This window comes from Pseudomonas sp. (assembly GCF_035512415.1).
Taxonomy (GTDB): Bacteria; Pseudomonadota; Gammaproteobacteria; order Pseudomonadales; family Pseudomonadaceae; genus Aquipseudomonas.
Genome location: NZ_DATKDZ010000015.1, coordinates 179,518 through 195,966 on the forward strand (window position 1 = coordinate 179,518; position 16,449 = coordinate 195,966).

Here is a 16,449-nt window from a genome sequence, read left to right on the forward strand (position 1 = left end):
ACGGCTCACCCATACCTAATGCGGCGACAGTGTCATTCCTCCCCAGGCACCCCATGCCACAGGTAATTGGTACATAGCCTAATGAATTGGTACTTCGCCTACGGCTCGAATATGAACCCGGCCCGCATGCAGGCCCGCGGCCTGAGCGTGGTCGAGGCGCTGCCTGGGCGTTTGCCCGGCTACGGTCTGTGTTTCAACAAACGCGCCATGGACCGTGCGCCGGGGCGCGCCTACGCCAATATTCGCCATCAGCGCGACGCTGTGGTGGAGGGCGTGCTCTATCGCCTGCAGGACGCTGACGAGATCGCCAAGCTGGATCATTTCGAAGGCACGCCGATCTATTACAGCCGTGAGTGCATGCCGGTTCTGACCAACCACGGCTTGCAGCCGGCGTGGGTGTATATCGCCAATCCGGTATTTCGCGCAGAGGGCCTGCTGCCCAGCGCCGATTACCTGGCCCACCTGCTGGCCGGCCGCGAGCTGTTGTCCGAGGCTTACTGGTCGCTGTTGGCCGAGTTGCCGTTCCATCCCGATTGACCGGGGGCCAGGCCGCAGCTTTTCAGGGTGGCCTGCCAGCTGCGCACATGGCGCGCGGTGGCTTGCTCAAAGCCGGCCCAAAGCGAGGCTTCCTCGGCGCTGAGTTGCAGCAGATAGTCGCGGGTTGCCGTTGGGATCTGCGCCGTGCTGCTGAGCCGGCGCAGGCTGGCGCTCCAGCTCTGCCCGCGGCGATGAACCTGGGCCAGATAGGGCTGCAGGCTGCCGGCGTAATACTTGACGAAGATATTCTGCACGATGCGCGCGCGGGCCGTGGCTTGCCCGGTGGGGCACAGCGGCCGCCGCTGTTGCCTGCTCTCCAGCAGCTGGCTGCCTTGTTCGAGGTTGTGGGTCAGGCTGGCCAGGCTGGTGATCAACTGGCCGCCCTGGTCGCTGGCATGCAGGGCAAAGAACAGCGCGTCGAGCTGCGCCGCTGGCGGCGGCAGGCGCTGGGGCAGGGCGCTGCCGATCTCGGCCAGTTGCGCCAGGGCCTCCAGGGCAGCGTTGTCTTCACTTGCGTCGGCCGGCAGCGCGGTTTCGGCAAAGCGCAGGTAGCGCTCGACTTCCGCGCTGCCATTGAGGGCATTCCAGTACACCGCCGGCAGTTGCTGGCGTTTGGCGACGGCCAGGGTTTCGAGGGTCTGGCTCAGTGCCTGTTCGTCGCTGCCGCGCATATGCTCGGCGCAGGCGTCTATGTCGCGCAGCAATTCGCCTTCATAAGCCAGGCGGCTGCTGGGCGTGAGCTGCTTGCCCAGGCTGCTGTTGCGTTGGCTGATTTGTTGTTGCAGAGCGGGGCAGTGACGCACATCGATCAGCAGGTCGAGCAGGCTGATGCGCACCTCGGCAATTGCGATAAGTCGCGCGCGCCGGGGCGGCATCCGATAGCGCGGCAGCTCGGCACTGTCGAAGCTTTCGGGGCGGGGTTCGTCGAGGGCATTGCTCAGGCGCTGCAGGTAGTCATTTTGCAGCGCCAGCCCCGAGTCCCCTGGGCTGCAGGCGCAGAGGCTGGCGAGGGCGGCGAGGAGCAGCAGGCGGGCGATCATCAGGCCATCTTAGCGGCTCGGATGCGTTTACGCGCGCTGCCGGCCAGGCGTACCGCAAGCATGACGCCGGCGCAGGTCAGGCCCACCACCAGGCCTTGCCAGAGCCCACTTGGGCCGCTGGGCTCGCCGAGCCAGTCGGTCAGGCCGAGCGCATAACCCACCGGCAGGCCGATGCCCCAGTAAGCGAACAGGGTCAGGATCATGGTCACGCGGGTGTCCTGGTAGCCGCGCAGCGCGCCGGCGGCGGTGACCTGGATGGCATCGGAAAACTGGAACAGCGCCGAGTAGACCAGCAGGGTGGTGGCCACCGCGATAACCGCAGGATCAGGGGTATAGATTTGCGCGATCTGCTCGCGCAGCAGCAACATCAGGCTGGCCGACAGGCAGGCGTAGGCCAGGGCCGCACCCATGCTCACCCCGGCGGCAAAGCGCGCTTCGCGGGGCTCGCCACGGCCCAAGGCCTGGCCGACCCGCACGGTAGCGGCCATGCCCAGGGAGTAGGGGATCATAAACACCATGGAGCTGAAGTTGAGGGCGATCTGGTGCCCGGCCACCACGGTGGCACCCAGACCGCCGATCAGCAGGGCAATCACGGCGAAGATGCTCGACTCGGCGAATACCGAGATGCCGATCGGCAGGCCGACCGACAACAGACGCTTGAGCACCGGCCACTGCGGCCATTCGAAGTGGCTGAAGATTTTGCTCGGCTTATAGAACGGGGCCCACTTCACCCACCAGAGCATGCTCAAAAACATAAAGCCCATCACCAGCGCAGTGGCCCAGCCACAGCCGACGCCGCCCATGGCCGGCAGCCCGAGCTTGCCGTAGATAAAGATGTAATTGAGCGGGATATTCAGCGCCAGGCCGCATAGGCCGATGACCATGCTCGGCCGGGTGTGGCCGAGGCCGTCGCTGAAACAACGCAGTACGTGGTACAGCGCCACTGCCGGGAAGCCGCAGGCCACGGCGCGCAGGTAGCCCATGGACGGCTCGATCAGGCTGGGGTCGATATTCATCAGGGTCAGGATGATTTCGGCATTCCACAGCAACACGGCGGCGGCCAGCCCCACCCCCAGCGCCAGCCACAGGGCCTGGCGCACCAGTGGGCCGATCTCGCCGTGCGAGCCTGCGCCAAAACGTTGGGCGACCTTGGGCGTGGTGGCCAGCAGGATGCCGGTCATCAACAGAAATACCGGCACCCAGATCGAGTTGCCCAGCGCCACCGCCGCCAGATCCTGCGGGCTGACGCGGCCGGCCATCACCGTATCGACGAAGCCCATGGCGGTGTTGGCCAGCTGGGCAATGATGATCGGCGTGGCCAGCTTTAGCAGGCTGTACGCTTCGGTGCCGACGCGTTGTGGGCGGGTTTGGGCGAGCATGGAAAGATATCCGGCAGGGTGTCGGGAAACCGCGCAGTCTACGCTTTGACGGCTTGGTCAGGAAACCTTGTTGAGCAGTGTTTTATCGCGACGGGCGCATTGCCCTACTCAGCGTAGCCAAGCGCTGCAGGCGGGTTAGAATGCCGGCCTGATTTGCGGAGCTTCCCATGCGCATTGTTGCTGACGAAAACATCCCCCTGCTTGACGAATTTTTTGCTGGTTTTGGCGAGATCCGCCGTTTGCCTGGCCGTGGTATCGATGCGGCCGCTGTTGCCGATGCCGACTTGCTGCTGGTGCGCTCGGTGACCCGAGTTGACCGCGCGCTGCTTGAGGGCTCGGCGGTTAAATTTGTCGGCACCTGCACCATCGGCACTGATCACCTTGATCTCGACTACTTTCAGCAGGCCGGTATTGCCTGGGCCAGCGCGCCGGGTTGCAACGCCCGCGGCGTGGTCGACTATGTGCTGGGCAGCCTGCTGGTATTGGCCGAGCAGCAGGGCCTCGACCTGACTAGCCGTACCTATGGGGTGGTCGGCGCAGGCCAGGTCGGCAGCCGCCTAGTCAAGGTGCTGCGCGGTCTGGGCTGGTGTGTGCTGGTTTGCGATCCGCCGCGACAGGCGGCTGAAGGTGGCGATTTCGTCAGCCTGCAGCAGGTGCTGGATCAGTGCGATGTGATCAGCCTGCATACGCCGCTGGAGCGTCTGGGCGAGCACCCGACTCATCACCTGTTCGATGCCGCGCGCCTGGGCTCACTCAAACCGGGCAGCTGGCTGATCAACGCCAGTCGCGGCGCGGTGGTGGATAACCAGGCCCTGCGCGAGTTGCTGGCGCAGCGCAGCGATCTGCAGGTGGTGCTGGATGTCTGGGAAGGCGAGCCGCAGGCGGATGTCGAACTGGCCGCCTTGTGCCGCATCGCCACGCCGCATATCGCCGGCTACAGCCTGGACGGCAAGCTGCGTGGCACGGCGCAGATCTACCAGGCGCTGTGTCAGCACCTGGGCGTTGCGCCCAGTATCGAGCTGGCGCAGCTGATGCCCGCGCCCTGGTTGAGTGATCTGACTATTGATGCCAGCGCCGATCCGGCCTGGGCGCTGGCCACTATCTGCCGCGCGGCGTACGACCCGCGCCGCGACGATGCGGACTTTCGCCGTAGCCTGCAGGGCGATGCGGCAACCCGGCGTGCGGCCTTTGACAGCCTGCGCAAGCATTACCCGATGCGCCGGGAAATCGACGGGTTGGAGGTCTGTGTGAAGGGCGATGCGCCGGAGTTGACTAACTTGGTGCAGGCGTTGGGTGCGAAGCTGAGGGGGTAGGGTGGATGGCGCTTTATCCATCCACTATCTGCGGTCTTAATGGTGGATGAAAAAAACGTCATCCACCCTACAAAACAGCCCCGGCGGGAAAGGTTACTTACGTTTGGCGGCTGGCTGCTGAGCCTTTTCCAGCGCGTTGCAAGCCTGTTGAATCATCTCTTCGGTGATCGGGATTTCGCGGCCCTGAGCATCGATGACAAAGCCGCCAATCGGCATGGGCGCGGGTTTGTGCGAGTTCTGTTGCGAGCGGTGCATGGCTTGTCTCCTTGTCAGTTGGCGCGAGTTTATGAGGGTTAGATGAAGGCGCTATGACAACTGCGACGGCAACAAACCGGCGCGGGATACAGGGCCTTTTCACCTCACAGCTGGGCTTAAGCAGACACTGTGCCAGGGCGCTGTCGGGTATTGAATTAGAGGGTGTTATGGGGCTTTTCCATATTGGTCTGATTATCAACCCATTGGCCGGGCTGGGCGGCCCTGCGGGGTTCAAGGGCAGCGATGGCATGGCCGAACAGGCCTTAGCTTTGGGTGTTGAGGCCAAAGCGGCGCTGCGTACGCAAACCGCCCTTGAAGTGCTGCTGCCGCTGCGTGAGCGCCTGGAATTCGTCACCTTCCCCGGTGCCATGGGTGCCGACCTGCTGAACGAGATGGGTTTTACCCACCGTGTGGTCGGTGAACTGGGTGCCGGCCCGAGTAACGCCGCCGATACCCGTCGGGCCGTTGAGCTGCTGCAGGACGCTGGCGTGGCGCTGATTCTGTTCGCCGGCGGCGATGGCACTGCGCGCGACATTTGTTCTGTGGTGAACGAGTCGCAGCCGGTATTGGGGATTCCGGCTGGGGTAAAGATCCAGTCCGGGGTCTACGCCATCAGCCCGCGCGCTGCCGGCGAATTGACCGCACGGCTGGTCGAGGGCGGTCTGGTGCGCCTGAGCAGCGGTGAAGTGCGCGATATAGATGAAAGCGCCTTGCGCGAAGGCCGAGTGACCGCGCGCTGGTACGGCGAGCTGACGGTGCCGCAGGAAGGCGGCTATGTGCAGCAGGTCAAGCAGGGCGGTGTGGAGTCCGAAGAGCTGGTGCTAGGCGATCTGGCCGACTGGCTGCAGGACAGCTGGGAAGCCGATGTGCGCTATGTGTTTGGCCCCGGTTCTACCCTGCATGGCCTGGCGCAAAACCTCGGCTTGCAGACTACCTTGCTCGGCGTCGATGTGATCGAAAACGGCCGGTTGCTGGCCAGCGATGTAACCGAGACGCAGCTATTCGAATTGATTGATGGTCATCCAGCGCGGCTGCTGGTCACCGCCATTGGCGGCCAAGGCCATATCATTGGCCGCGGTAACCAGCAGATCAGCCCACGTGTTCTGCGCGCCATTGGCCTGGAAAACCTGCGTGTGGTCGCCACCAAGCGCAAGCTCGGCACGCTGGAAGGCCGGCCGCTGCTGGTGGACAGCGGCGATACGGCGTTGGACGATGCCTTTCCCGATGTAGTGCGCGTGTGGGCCGGTTATAAGGAAGAGCTGCTCTATCCCGTGGGCAAGTAGCCCGCAATACTGGGCGCAAAGGTAGGGCGGACATGCCGCAGGCTTGTCCGCCACACGGTTCGTGAACGGTGTACAAGGCTTCGCCATGTACACCCTACTGCGCCAAAAGGAGAGGTTCTATGCGTGTATGGCTAAGTATGCTGCTGGGTTGCCTGCTGGCCTTGGACGCCTGGGCGCTGCAGGCTGATGCCTTGGTCACGGCCGCCCGCGAGCAGGTCGGCGTGACCCTGAGTTACGACCCGGCCTATCGCCGCCTGAGTTACCCCAATGGCGATGTGCCGCTGACTACCGGCGTGTGTACCGATGTGGTGATCCGCGCGCTGCGCCAGCAGGGGCTGGATCTGCAGCAGGCGGTGCATCAGGACATGCGCGCGAACTTTCGCCTATATCCAAAGAACTGGGGGTTAAGCCGGCCCGACAGCAATATCGACCATCGTCGTGTGCCGAACTTAATGACCTGGTTCAAACGCCAGGGCTGGGCTCTCCCGCTTGGCCGGGATGCCGAGCGCTATCGGCCTGGTGATATCGTCACCTGGGATCTGGGCGGCGGCCTGACCCATATCGGCATTATCAGCGACCGCCAGGCCAGCCGCGGCGTACCCCTGGTGCTGCACAATATCGGCCGCGGCACCCAGGAAGAGGACATTCTCTTCAGTTTTAAAATTACCGGCCATTACCGTATCCCGGCCGCTTAAAGGCCAGGCAGAAGGAGTTGGGCATGCAGGAGCAAGCACAAACACCTCCACCCCTTATCCAGCCCGGTGAGCGCGTGGTGCTGTTTGATGGGGTGTGCAAGTTGTGTAACGGCTGGGCGAAATTTCTGATTCGCCATGACGTTGAGCAGCGCTTTCGCCTGGCCTCGGTGCAGTCTGCCGAGGGCCAGGTGCTATTGGCTTGGGGTGGTTTACCCACCGATCATTTCGACAGCATGGCGTTGATCGAGAATGGCCAGATGCTGCTGCGTTCGGATGCGGTGCTGCGCATCGTCGCCCAGCTGCCTAAGCCATGGCGCTTGCTGGCCTGGCTGCGGCTGATTCCACGGCCCATACGTGACTGGTGCTATGACCGTATTGCGCTAAATCGCTACCGGCTATTTGGTCGCTACGACAGTTGCCTAATACCAAACGCCGATCATGCCCGGCGCTTTTTGCATGACTGATCCACGCCTGCGGCAGATCGCCTGGATCGCCCGCATCAGTTTGGCGCTGGTGTTTATCTGGCACGGCCTGGTGCCGAAGATTCTCTGGTTAAGCCCGGATGAGCTGGCGATGATCCAGGCCCATGGTTTGCCGGCCCCCGAGTGGGTAGCGCGCATCGCAGGTCTGGCGGAAACCATCTTGGGGCTGTTGCTGCTTTGGCGGCGTCAGCGCTGGCCCTTGCTGCTGGCCGGCGTGCTGTTGATTGGGCTGCTGCTTGATGTGGTGCTATTCAGCCCCCATCTACTGCTGCAGGCGTTCAATCCGCTGACCACCAATCTCGCCGCTTTGGCGCTGTGTTGGGTGGCCTGGCGGGCGGAAATGCCGCAATCGCCTCCTAATTAACGGGCGTCAGCGCCCCTGCGAGCCTTCATGCTTTCGATCCTGTCTTCCCGTCAGCGCAATGCCCTGCGTATGGCCTGGCGCTTTATCGCGCCGTATCGCGGTCGCGTGTTTGGGGCCTTGCTGGCGCTGATGTTTACCGCCGCCATCACCCTGTCCATGGGCCAGGGCATCAAGCTGCTGGTCGATCAGGGTCTGGCGACTCAATCGCCGGCAGCCTTGCAGCAGTCGATCGGGCTGTTTTTCGTGCTGGTGCTGGCGCTGGCCATCGGCACCTTTACCCGTTTCTACCTGGTGTCGTGGATTGGCGAGCGTTTTGTCGCCGATATCCGCAAGCGGGTATTCAACCACCTGATCGAACTGCATCCGGGCTTCTATGAGAGCAATCGCAGCTCGGAGATCCAGTCGCGCCTGACTGCCGATACCACGCTGCTGCAATCAGTGATCGGCTCGTCGCTGTCGATGGCGCTGCGCAATATGATCATGTTGATCGGCGGCAGCGTGCTGCTGGTGGTGACCAACGCCAAGCTCAGCGGCATCGTGCTGATGGCGCTGCCGCTGGTGGTAGCACCGATCCTGATCTTCGGTCGCCGCGTGCGCGCGCTGTCGCGCCAGAGCCAGGACCGGGTGGCGGATGTCGGCAGCTATGTCGGCGAAGTGCTGGGGCAGATCAAAACCGTGCAGGCCTACAACCACCAGGCCGAGGATAAGCGCCGTTTCGGCCTGTCCGCCGAGGCGGCTTTCGATGTCGCGCGCCAGCGAATTGCCCAGCGTGCCTGGCTGATTACCGTGGTAATCGTGCTGGTGCTCGGCGCGGTGGGGGTGATGCTCTGGGTTGGTGGTATGGATGTGATCGCAGGTCGCATCAGCGGCGGGGAGCTGGCGGCTTTTGTCTTCTATAGCCTGATCGTCGGTGGCTCGTTCGGCACCCTTAGCGAGGTGATCGGCGAGCTGCAACGCGCCGCCGGTGCCGCCGAGCGCATCGCCGAGCTGCTGCAAGCGCGCAATGAAATCACTCCGCCGGCTACGGATGCTTTGCATCTGACCCAGCCGGTGCAGGGCTGTATTGAACTGCAAGGGCTGCGTTTCGCCTATCCGTCGCGCCCGGGCAGTTTTGCCGTGGACGGTATCGACCTGCAGGTTGCAGCGGGGGAAACCCTGGCGCTGGTCGGCCCGTCCGGTGCGGGTAAATCGACGCTGTTTGATCTGCTGCTGCGCTTTTTCGACCCGCAGCAGGGCAGCATCCTGATCGACGGCGTGCCGATCCAGCAGCTCGACCCTCGTGAGCTGCGCAGCAGCTTTGCCCTGGTGTCGCAGAACCCGGCGCTGTTCTTCGGCTCGGTGGAAGACAATATTCGCTACGGCAAAACTACTGCCAGCCTGGCCGAGGTCGAAGCTGCGGCCAAAGCCGCCCATGCTCACGAATTTATTATGAAGCTGCCGGATGGCTACCAGACTCACCTCGGTGATGCCGGCCTAGGGCTTTCCGGCGGGCAGCGTCAGCGCCTGGCGATTGCTCGGGCACTACTGGTGGACGCGCCGATTCTGTTGCTTGATGAGGCCACCAGCGCCCTCGATGCCGAGAGCGAATACCTGATTCAGCAAGCCTTGCCGCCTTTGATGGAGGGCCGCACCACCTTGGTAATCGCCCATCGCCTGGCCACGGTAAAAAGCGCCGACCGCATCGCGGTGATCGAACACGGCAAGCTGGCGGCTATCGGCACCCATAGCGAGCTGGTCAACAGTAGTCCGCTGTATGCACGCCTTGCTGAACTGCAGTTCAGCAACGAGGCTGAAGCCGCAGTTTAAAGCGGCTTGGCTTTCGGCCTGATAGTCGCCGCTGCACCCGCCGAGGCGAGGATGATGGCGCTGATTGCCAGCCACTGGTTGAGCGTTAGCCGCTCGCTAAGGAACAGCAGGCCGGAGAGGGCTGCGATGGCCGGTTCCATGCTCATCAGGATGCTGAAGGTGCGCGCGGGCAGGCGGGTCAGGGCGACCATTTCCAGGCTATAGGGCAGGGCTGAGGACAGCACCGCCACGCCGAGGGCGATGGGCAGCAGGTCCAGCGAGAACAGACCGCTGCCGGCTTGCCACAGGCCAATCGGGAACACCAGCAGGGCGGCGACTATGGTGCCCAGGGCTACGGTCTGCTTGCCGTGCTCGGCCCCGGCTTTCTGCCCGAAAACGATATACAGCGCCCAGCACAGCCCGGCGGCCAGGGCCAGGGCCATACCCACTGGGTCAAGCGCTACATCGCTTTGCGCGGTGGGCAACAGCAGCCAGAGGCCGAAAACCGCCAGGGCGATCCAGACGAAATCCAGCAAGCGTCGCGACGACAGCAGGGCCAGGCCCAGCGGGCCGGTGAATTCCAGGGCCACGGCGATGCCCAGCGGGATGGTTTTCAGCGAGAGGTAGAACAGCAGGTTCATGCTGCCCAGAGACAGACCATAAGCCAGCAGCGAGCGGCACGACTTCAGGGTCAGCTTGGCCTGCCAGGGCCGCATCAGGATGCACAGGATCAGCGCGCCAAGACTCAAGCGCAGGGCCGTGGTGCCGCTTGCGCCAATTTCCGGGAACAGCCCCTTGGCCAGGGATGCGCCGCTCTGGATCGAGGTCATGGCGATCAGCAGCAATATGATCGGCAGGATCACCAGGGAGAATTGCGTAGAGCGCGGCATGGGCGATTCCTTTTGCGTACCACATCAATAAGAGATTGCTTGAAGCAGTTTTTAACGGTGCCTGGCCGTCGGCTGAAGGGCAATAAAAAAACCGGCCACTGGGGCCGGCTTTCAGGCACCAGGGCGAATGCTTAGCGGTATTCGCACAGGTAGGCGGTATCAACGGCGACTTTGAGCTGGAACTTGCTGTTGGCCGGTACGGTGAACTGGCTGCCGCTGGCGTAGGTGTCCCAGCTGTCGCTGCCCGGCAGCTTGACGGTGAGGGCACCGGCTACCACGTGCATGACTTCCAGCTGGCTGGTGCCGAATTCGTACTCGCCTGCAGCCATTACGCCAATGGTGGCTGGGCCTTCAGCCATGCCGAAGGCGATGGATTTGACGGTGCCGTCGAAGTATTCATTGACCTTGAACATCTGCAGTTCCTCGAGAAGGGGATTAAAAAGGCTGGCTGCCAGTAGCGGCAGGCCATAGAAAAAGGCCTGCCAGTATGCCCAAGCGGTTTTTCTTCGTCATCTGCTTTGCGCGGGCAAAACCAGCGGCAGCAGCCGGGCGGTATTGCGTGCGTCAGTCAGGGCGCGGTGCTGCTGACCCTGGAACTGCAAGCCGGCCAGACTCAGGGCCATTTTCAGACCAATCGGGCGGGGCAACTGGCGGGCTTCGGCGAAGCGTTTTTTCAGGTTGATATGGGGGATCTGGCTCAGGTAACTCTCGAGCCCATGGCTGCGCCATTCCTGCTCGAACTGGCGGCGGTCGTAGTCGCCCCAGCTGGCCCAGCCCACCAGTTGCGGCTGATGGGCCAGCAGCCAGCGTTCGAATTGCGTCCACACCACGCTCAGCGGCGCGGCGGTGTCGACATCGGCCTGGCTGATTTGCGTGAGCTGACGGCAGAAGTGGGTCAGGTGCGGGCGTCGGGTGGGCCGCACAAATCGCTGGAAGTACTCGACTTCATGGCCGCCAGCGTTGACCAGGCTGGCTCCGATTTCGATGATTTCCATATCTGTGACCGGCCAGCCGCCTTCTTCGGTGGTGGCTTCCAGGTCTATTACCAGCCAATGCTGCATAAGCGCTCCTTTGCGTGCCGCGAGTATGGAAGCAGTTTTGGCGTTGGGTAAAGCCTTGTTGGTCGGGCGCATCCATACAGTTTTGTCCTACGGCTGTACTGGCGTTGGGCCCATGTGGCGGGCATGCTTGCAGCCGGAAACCTGTCTGCCGTGCAGCGGGGAGAAAGGCGCGCCGTTGAGGGCGCATGGATTTGGAGGTGTGTATGGCGAAGGTAGCCTTTATCGGGCTGGGCGTGATGGGTTATCCGATGGCGGGGCATCTGGCGCGCGCCGGCCATCAGGTATGCGTGTACAACCGCACGGCGGCCAGGGCCGAGCAATGGCTCAGCGAATTTGCCGGGACCTCTGCGGCCACGCCGCGTGAGGCGGCTGCCACCGCCGAGCTGGTAATGGTCTGCGTGGGCAACGATGCCGATCTGCGCGGCGTGGTGCTGGGCCCGGACGGTGCCTTCGCCGGCATGGCGGCCGGTGCGGTGCTGGTCGACCACACCACGGCCTCGGCCAATGTCGCCCGCGAACTGGCCGCCGAAGCCGGCGAGTTGGGGCTGGGCTTTGTCGATGCGCCGGTGTCCGGCGGCCAGGCCGGGGCACAGAATGGCGTGTTGACCATCATGGTCGGCGGTGAGGCGGCGACCTATGCCAAGGTCGAGCCCGTCATTCAGGCCTATGCGCGCATGGCGCGGTTGATGGGCGAGGCGGGCAGCGGCCAGCTGACCAAGATGGTCAACCAGATCTGCATCGCTGGCCTGGTCCAGGGCTTGTCCGAAGCCCTGCATTTCGCCCAGTGCGCCGGGCTCGATGCCCATGGTGCGATGGAGGTGATCAGCAAGGGCGCGGCGCAGTCCTGGCAGCTGGAAAATCGCCACAAGACCATGCTGGCCGGCGAGTTCGAGCATGGTTTCGCGGTGGATTGGATGCGCAAGGACCTGTCGATTCTGCTCGACGAGGCCCGCAGCAACGGTGCGCAGTTGCCGGTCACCGCCCTGGTCGATCAGTTTTATGCCGATGTGCAGGCCATGGGCGGCGGCCGCTGGGACACCTCCAGCCTGCTGACCCGCTTGAAGGGACGCGGCTAGCCAGGCTATTCGCAGCCTGTTGCCAGGTATCGGAGCGACTGATGCCATATCGATGGCAAATGACGCTTAGATAGCCTGGCACCTGGCCACTGCTGGCTATACTGCTGCTGGCAGCCTGTTTGGATCGGTTGCGTTTCTTTACAGGCGGGTATCTCTCATGGACGACCAGCTAGCCTTTCGCGCCGACGACCAGCCCAGCAGTACCAGCCCACCTGTCTGGCGGGTCCTGGCGGTTGACGACGATGTGGATTTTCAGCGGGCTACGGCGTTTGCCCTGAGTGAGCTGGACCTGCTCGGTGGGCGTATCGAGTTGCTGCAGGCCTTCAGCTGCCGTGAGGCCGCGCTGCTGTTGGCTCGGGAGCGGGACATCGCCCTGGTGTTGCTCGATGTGGTGATGGAGACCGAGGATGCCGGCCTGCGTCTGATCAAGGCCCTGCGCGAGGTCATAGGCAACAGCGAGACGCGGGTGGTGCTGCTGACCGGCGAGCCTGGCCGGGCACCGGCCCATGAGGTGATGCGCGACTACGATATCAACGACTACTGGACCAAGAGCGAGCTGAGCGCCGAACGCCTGCTGACGGTACTCACCGCCGCGGTGCGCGGCTATGCCCAGCTCAAGACGGTGGCCAGCGCCCGCCGCGGCCTGCAGATGATTGTCGAATCGAGCAATGCGCTGTTCTGCTCGAAGAATACCCGTGAACTGTCGTCCAAGATCCTTTCCGAAATTGCCGTGCTGCTCAATTTGCAGGCCGAGGGCATCGTCTGTGTGCGGGCCGAGGAGGGTGAGGGTGGCGTTGCCAAGGCGCGGATCATCAGCGCCAGCGGGCGCTTTCGGCCCAGCGTTGACGCCAGTCTGGACAGTTTGGACAGCCCCGAGGTGGCGGCGGTGCTGCGCCGCAGCCTGCAGGGGCAGCAGACCCTGTGCCTGAGCGATTGCACCGTGTTGTTCTTCCCGCGCTTCCAGGCGGGTGCCGACTACGCCTGCTACGTTGCCACCGAGCGGGTACTGGACGATACCGAGCTGGAGCTGCTCAAGGTGTTCAGCGCCAGTATCAGCCGCGGCCTGTACAACGTCGCTTTGTTCAGCCGTCTGGAGGAAATGGCCTACCAGGACGATCTGCTGAAGATCCCCAACCGCAACGCCCTGATCCGCATGCTCGACATGACCCTCAAGGATGAGTCCAAGGCCGAGCGGGTGTTGGTATTGATCGATATCGACAATTTTTCTGGGGCCAACACCGCCTTCGGCACTGGTTATGGCGACTTTATCCTCGGCCTGGTGGCGAAGAGGCTGTGCGATGCCTTCGATGGCAATGTGTTGATCGCCCGGGTACGCGACGATCTGTTCGCCATTCTCGGGCCTCAGACGCAGGTCCGTGCCGCCGACATCGTCGCCTTGTTCCGTCGGCAAACGCGGCCTTACGAGCTGGGCCAGGTGCACAGCCTGAGCAGCGTGACAATGAACCTGGGCGACTTTACCGGCTCGGCCGGCGTGGCGCTGCAGGATGCCCTGTTGACGCTTAAACAGGCCAAACGCGCTGGCCATGACCAGCACGCGGTCTACGATTCGCGCCTGCTCGGTGCCCATGCCGAGGCCTATCGCATGCTGCTGGCCCTGCGCGATGCGGTCGAGGCAGGGCATATCAGCGTGCAATTGCAGCCGCAGATCGACCTGCAGACGCGCCGCGTGACCGGGGTCGAAGCTTTGGCGCGCTGGCGCAAGGCCGACGGCAGCATGGTGCCGCCGCTGAGCTTTATCCCGTTGGCCGAAGCCACCGGCTATATCCTGCCGCTGGGCGATCTGCTGATGCGCCTGGCCCTGCAGGCGGCGAAAGAGCTGGCCGATGCCGGTTACGGCGATATCCGCGTGGCGGTCAACGTCTCCGCGCCGCAGTTGCTCCAGCATGACTTTATCGAGCGTTTCGTCGCCCACCTGCAGGCCGCGGGCGTTCGCCCCCAGCAGGTCGAGGTGGAAATCACCGAGTCGGTGGCCATGCGCACCTTCGATACCGTGTGCGAGAAGCTGCGGGCGTTGCGCGAAATGGGAGTGAATGTGGCCATCGACGACTTTGGCACCGGCTTTTCATCGCTCAGTTACCTGCGCCTGCTGCCGGCCGACCGGCTGAAGATCGACCGCAGTTTCGTCCTCGAAATCGGCCAGGTCAGCAATGAGCAGATGATCGCCGAAGCCGTGATTCAGATTGCCGCCCGGGTCGGCATGCAGGTGATCGCCGAAGGCGTCGAGACTCGCCAGCAGGCGGACTGGATTCTCGAGCATGGCTGCCGCGAGGCCCAGGGCTACCTGTTCGCCAAAGCCATGGGCTGCAGCGACCTGTTGCGCTGGCTGGCTGACTGGCCGAGGGATAGGGCTTGAGGCCCAAACGCTGGGGCGAGCGCATGCTGGCCCGGCCGGTCCGACGCAACCTTCTGCTGTTATTCGTGCCTTGGGCGTTGTTGATTCTGCTGCTGATGGCCTTGCTTTACGAGCGCCTGCTGGACGCCCGGCTCGAGCCGCTACTGCGGGACCAGCAGAACAGCCTGAACGAAGGCATCGGTGTGCTCAGCCGGCACCTGGCGACGTTGCGCGGCCATGTCCAGTTTCTGACCCAGCAGCCCCTGCTGGCCGAGGCGGTGGAGCAGCCCAGTGCGGATAATCTGGATGACCTGAGCCGGCTGTTTGTCGAGTTCGAGCTGAGCAGCGGGGTGTACGATCAGATACGCTGGCTGGACGAAACCGGTGCCGAACGGGTGCGGGTCGACTGGCGCGATGGCCAGGCGCGGATCGTGGGCCCCGAGCAGTTGCAGAACAAGGCGCAGCGCTACTACTTCGTCGAGACCATGAACCTGCCCAAGGGCAGTTACTATTTATCGCGCTTCGACCTCAATCAGGAATACGGCGAGCTGGAGCGGCCGCTCAAACCAACCTTGCGTGGCGCGGCTCCGGTGTTCGATGGCGACGGCAACAGGCGCGGCGCTCTGGTGCTGAATTACCTCGGGCAGGTGCTGCTGCAGCGCCTGGGCGAGGTGTCGAGGCGCTACGGCGGCAACCTGGCGTTGCTCGATCATGAAGGCTACTGGATGCTGGCTGCGACCGCCGAAGATGCCTGGGGCTATTTGCTGGGGCGGCCTGAGGCGACCTTGGTCAGTCGTCACCCGGCCAGTTGGCGGCGCATGCAGGAGCAGCAGAGCGGCACTTTTGTCGACGGCGTCGGCTACTGGGCCTACAACCACTTCGACCCCGGGCAGGCCATGGCGGTGACCCATGGCAACCATAACCATGCCGAGCACTGGCTGCTGGTGTCACGGCTGCCCCATGAACAGGTTCTGGCGCTGCGTTTCGAGGTGTTCTGGCAGGTGCTGTTGTTTGTCTGCGTGATGTTGTCGCTGGGCTTTGTGGTGGCGCTGCGCCTAGGGCTGGCCGAACAGGCCCGTGACGAGGTGCAACTCGCCCTCAAAGCCAGTAGCGAGGCGGTGCGGCACAGCAATGATGAGCTGCGTGAGACGGTGGAGCAGCTGCAGCGAACCCGCGGGGCCTTGTTGCAGGCGGAGAAGCTCTCGTCCCTGGGCACCCTGGTGGCCGGGGTCGCCCACGAGCTGAATACGCCGATTGGTGCGGCCAGCGTGGCGGCCTCGACCCTGGACAGGGGCAACAAGGCTATCCAGCGGGACCTGGAGCAGGGCTTGCAGCGCGCCGCCCTCGAGCATTTTCTACAGCGCAACGATCAGGGCCTGGCGATTATCCTCACCAGCCTGGGGCGTATGGCGCAGCTGACCCGGGCGTTCAAGCAGTTGGCCAGTGACCGGGCCAGCACCGAGCGGCGCAGCTTCGATCTGGTCGAGCTGGTGCACGAGGTCATGCTGCTGTTTACCCCCAAGTTGAAGCAATCGCCGCATCAGGTCCGCCTGGAGTTGCCTGAGCAGTTGCTGCTGGATAGCTACCCGGGGCCCCTGGGGCAGATTCTGCAGAACCTGGTCGACAATGCCCTGACCCATGCCTTCGAGCCGGATAGCCAGGGGCTGGTGACCGTGCGGGTTGAACATGATCGGCTCAAGCACCAGTGCCTGATCGAGGTGCTGGATAACGGCTGCGGCATCGGCAGCGAGGTGCTGGGCAAGATCTTTGATCCCTTCTTCACCACCCGCCGGGGGCGCGGCGGCACTGGTTTGGGCCTGTATATCACCCATCAGCTGGCGGTCGATGTGCTCGGTGCCGAGTTGCAGGTGCGCAGCGCGCCGGGGCAGGGCACGCAGTTCAGTCTGCTCCTGGCGCTGGTCTGAATCACCGTGGC

At 63.6% G+C, this 16,449-nt stretch carries 16 protein-coding genes; 10 read left to right on the top strand and 6 right to left on the bottom strand.

Features of this window, described 5'->3' with window-relative positions:
- Positions 1-81: 81 nt before the first annotated feature.
- Positions 82-537 carry a gamma-glutamylcyclotransferase family protein gene (locus tag VMP31_RS09785; protein ID WP_325506525.1) on the top strand — a complete coding sequence of 152 codons (456 nt, stop codon included), beginning with the start codon at positions 82-84 and terminating at the stop codon, positions 535-537.
- Here the strand turns inward: VMP31_RS09785 and VMP31_RS09790 are convergent.
- Together VMP31_RS09790 and VMP31_RS09795 are read right to left on the bottom strand one after the other, a co-directional pair.
- Positions 495-1,577, bottom strand: coding sequence for a DUF3080 family protein (locus VMP31_RS09790; protein WP_325506527.1), 1,083 nt, complete (start codon positions 1,575-1,577; stop codon positions 495-497). The two genes, VMP31_RS09785 and VMP31_RS09790, sit on opposite strands and share 43 nt — an antisense overlap.
- Complete coding sequence (locus VMP31_RS09795) at positions 1,577-2,956, bottom strand: MATE family efflux transporter (RefSeq protein WP_325506529.1); 1,380 nt, start codon at positions 2,954-2,956, stop codon at positions 1,577-1,579. Before VMP31_RS09795 ends, VMP31_RS09790 begins: the two co-directional genes overlap by 1 nt.
- Before the next feature lie 167 nt (positions 2,957-3,123).
- Between VMP31_RS09795 and pdxB the strand changes: the two genes are divergently transcribed.
- Positions 3,124-4,269 carry a 4-phosphoerythronate dehydrogenase PdxB gene (gene pdxB, locus VMP31_RS09800; RefSeq protein ID WP_325506531.1) on the top strand — a complete coding sequence of 382 codons (1,146 nt, stop codon included), beginning with the start codon at positions 3,124-3,126 and terminating at the stop codon, positions 4,267-4,269.
- Positions 4,270-4,362: 93 nt separating this feature from the next.
- Here the strand turns inward: pdxB and VMP31_RS09805 are convergent, their stop codons facing one another.
- The gene (locus VMP31_RS09805) at positions 4,363-4,524 is read right to left on the bottom strand and encodes a PA1571 family protein (RefSeq protein WP_325506533.1); all 162 of its coding nucleotides are present in this window, start codon (positions 4,522-4,524) and stop codon (positions 4,363-4,365) included.
- 167 nt (positions 4,525-4,691) lie between these two features.
- Between VMP31_RS09805 and VMP31_RS09810 the strand changes: the two genes are divergently transcribed.
- From VMP31_RS09810 to VMP31_RS09830, 5 genes are all read left to right on the top strand, one after another.
- Complete coding sequence (locus tag VMP31_RS09810) at positions 4,692-5,807, top strand: ATP-NAD kinase family protein (protein ID WP_325506535.1); 1,116 nt, start codon at positions 4,692-4,694, stop codon at positions 5,805-5,807.
- 119 nt (positions 5,808-5,926) lie between these two features.
- On the top strand, positions 5,927-6,502 hold the full coding sequence (locus VMP31_RS09815; RefSeq protein ID WP_325506537.1) for a DUF1287 domain-containing protein: 576 nt from the start codon (positions 5,927-5,929) through the stop codon (positions 6,500-6,502).
- A 23-nt stretch (positions 6,503-6,525) separates the two neighbouring features.
- Positions 6,526-6,966, top strand: coding sequence for a thiol-disulfide oxidoreductase DCC family protein (locus tag VMP31_RS09820; protein ID WP_325506539.1), 441 nt, complete (start codon positions 6,526-6,528; stop codon positions 6,964-6,966).
- Positions 6,959-7,348, top strand: coding sequence for a DoxX-like family protein (locus VMP31_RS09825; RefSeq protein ID WP_325506541.1), 390 nt, complete (start codon positions 6,959-6,961; stop codon positions 7,346-7,348). The genes VMP31_RS09820 and VMP31_RS09825 overlap by 8 nt, the downstream gene beginning before the upstream one ends.
- A 27-nt stretch (positions 7,349-7,375) precedes the next feature.
- Positions 7,376-9,154, top strand: a complete 1,779-nt coding sequence (locus tag VMP31_RS09830; protein ID WP_325506543.1) for an ABC transporter transmembrane domain-containing protein — start codon at positions 7,376-7,378, stop codon at positions 9,152-9,154.
- Here the strand turns inward: VMP31_RS09830 and rhtA are convergent.
- From rhtA to VMP31_RS09845, 3 genes are all read right to left on the bottom strand, one after another.
- Positions 9,151-10,023, bottom strand: a complete 873-nt coding sequence (gene rhtA / locus VMP31_RS09835) for a threonine/homoserine exporter RhtA (RefSeq protein ID WP_325506545.1) — start codon at positions 10,021-10,023, stop codon at positions 9,151-9,153. The two genes, VMP31_RS09830 and rhtA, sit on opposite strands and share 4 nt — an antisense overlap.
- 131 nt (positions 10,024-10,154) lie before the next feature.
- Positions 10,155-10,436 carry a pyrimidine/purine nucleoside phosphorylase gene (locus VMP31_RS09840; RefSeq protein WP_325506547.1) on the bottom strand — a complete coding sequence of 94 codons (282 nt, stop codon included), beginning with the start codon at positions 10,434-10,436 and terminating at the stop codon, positions 10,155-10,157.
- Between the two features lie 96 nt (positions 10,437-10,532).
- Entirely contained in the window at positions 10,533-11,084 is a 552-nt protein-coding gene (locus tag VMP31_RS09845; protein ID WP_325506549.1) for an exonuclease domain-containing protein, read from the bottom strand.
- A 203-nt stretch (positions 11,085-11,287) separates the two neighbouring features.
- Here VMP31_RS09845 and VMP31_RS09850 point away from each other — a divergent pair, with 203 nt between their 5' ends.
- The 3 genes from VMP31_RS09850 to VMP31_RS09860 all read left to right on the top strand — a co-directional run bounded on the left by VMP31_RS09850 (position 11,288) and on the right by VMP31_RS09860 (position 16,438).
- Positions 11,288-12,160: an NAD(P)-dependent oxidoreductase gene (locus tag VMP31_RS09850; protein ID WP_325506551.1), complete on the top strand. Its 873-nt coding sequence runs from the start codon at positions 11,288-11,290 to the stop codon at positions 12,158-12,160.
- A gap of 157 nt (positions 12,161-12,317) precedes the next feature.
- On the top strand, positions 12,318-14,534 hold the full coding sequence (locus VMP31_RS09855) for a putative bifunctional diguanylate cyclase/phosphodiesterase (protein WP_325506553.1): 2,217 nt from the start codon (positions 12,318-12,320) through the stop codon (positions 14,532-14,534).
- Positions 14,531-16,438, top strand: coding sequence for a sensor histidine kinase (locus VMP31_RS09860; RefSeq protein ID WP_325506555.1), 1,908 nt, complete (start codon positions 14,531-14,533; stop codon positions 16,436-16,438). The genes VMP31_RS09855 and VMP31_RS09860 overlap by 4 nt, the downstream gene beginning before the upstream one ends.
- The last annotated feature ends 11 nt before the right edge of the window (positions 16,439-16,449 follow it).

What these genes read in the sequence shown, in the direction of transcription:
- VMP31_RS09785 (WP_325506525.1), top strand. Translation starts at nt 82, where the DNA reads ATGAATTGGTACTTCGCCTACGGCTCGAATATGAACCCGGCCCGCATG.
- VMP31_RS09790 (WP_325506527.1), bottom strand. Translation starts at nt 1,577, where the DNA reads ATGATCGCCCGCCTGCTGCTCCTCGCCGCCCTCGCCAGCCTCTGCGCC.
- VMP31_RS09795 (WP_325506529.1), bottom strand. Translation starts at nt 2,956, where the DNA reads ATGCTCGCCCAAACCCGCCCACAACGCGTCGGCACCGAAGCGTACAGC.
- pdxB (WP_325506531.1), top strand. Translation starts at nt 3,124, where the DNA reads ATGCGCATTGTTGCTGACGAAAACATCCCCCTGCTTGACGAATTTTTT.
- VMP31_RS09805 (WP_325506533.1), bottom strand. Translation starts at nt 4,524, where the DNA reads ATGCACCGCTCGCAACAGAACTCGCACAAACCCGCGCCCATGCCGATT.
- VMP31_RS09810 (WP_325506535.1), top strand. Translation starts at nt 4,692, where the DNA reads ATGGGGCTTTTCCATATTGGTCTGATTATCAACCCATTGGCCGGGCTG.
- VMP31_RS09815 (WP_325506537.1), top strand. Translation starts at nt 5,927, where the DNA reads ATGCGTGTATGGCTAAGTATGCTGCTGGGTTGCCTGCTGGCCTTGGAC.
- VMP31_RS09820 (WP_325506539.1), top strand. Translation starts at nt 6,526, where the DNA reads ATGCAGGAGCAAGCACAAACACCTCCACCCCTTATCCAGCCCGGTGAG.
- VMP31_RS09825 (WP_325506541.1), top strand. Translation starts at nt 6,959, where the DNA reads ATGACTGATCCACGCCTGCGGCAGATCGCCTGGATCGCCCGCATCAGT.
- VMP31_RS09830 (WP_325506543.1), top strand. Translation starts at nt 7,376, where the DNA reads ATGCTTTCGATCCTGTCTTCCCGTCAGCGCAATGCCCTGCGTATGGCC.
- rhtA (WP_325506545.1), bottom strand. Translation starts at nt 10,023, where the DNA reads ATGCCGCGCTCTACGCAATTCTCCCTGGTGATCCTGCCGATCATATTG.
- VMP31_RS09840 (WP_325506547.1), bottom strand. Translation starts at nt 10,436, where the DNA reads ATGTTCAAGGTCAATGAATACTTCGACGGCACCGTCAAATCCATCGCC.
- VMP31_RS09845 (WP_325506549.1), bottom strand. Translation starts at nt 11,084, where the DNA reads ATGCAGCATTGGCTGGTAATAGACCTGGAAGCCACCACCGAAGAAGGC.
- VMP31_RS09850 (WP_325506551.1), top strand. Translation starts at nt 11,288, where the DNA reads ATGGCGAAGGTAGCCTTTATCGGGCTGGGCGTGATGGGTTATCCGATG.
- VMP31_RS09855 (WP_325506553.1), top strand. Translation starts at nt 12,318, where the DNA reads ATGGACGACCAGCTAGCCTTTCGCGCCGACGACCAGCCCAGCAGTACC.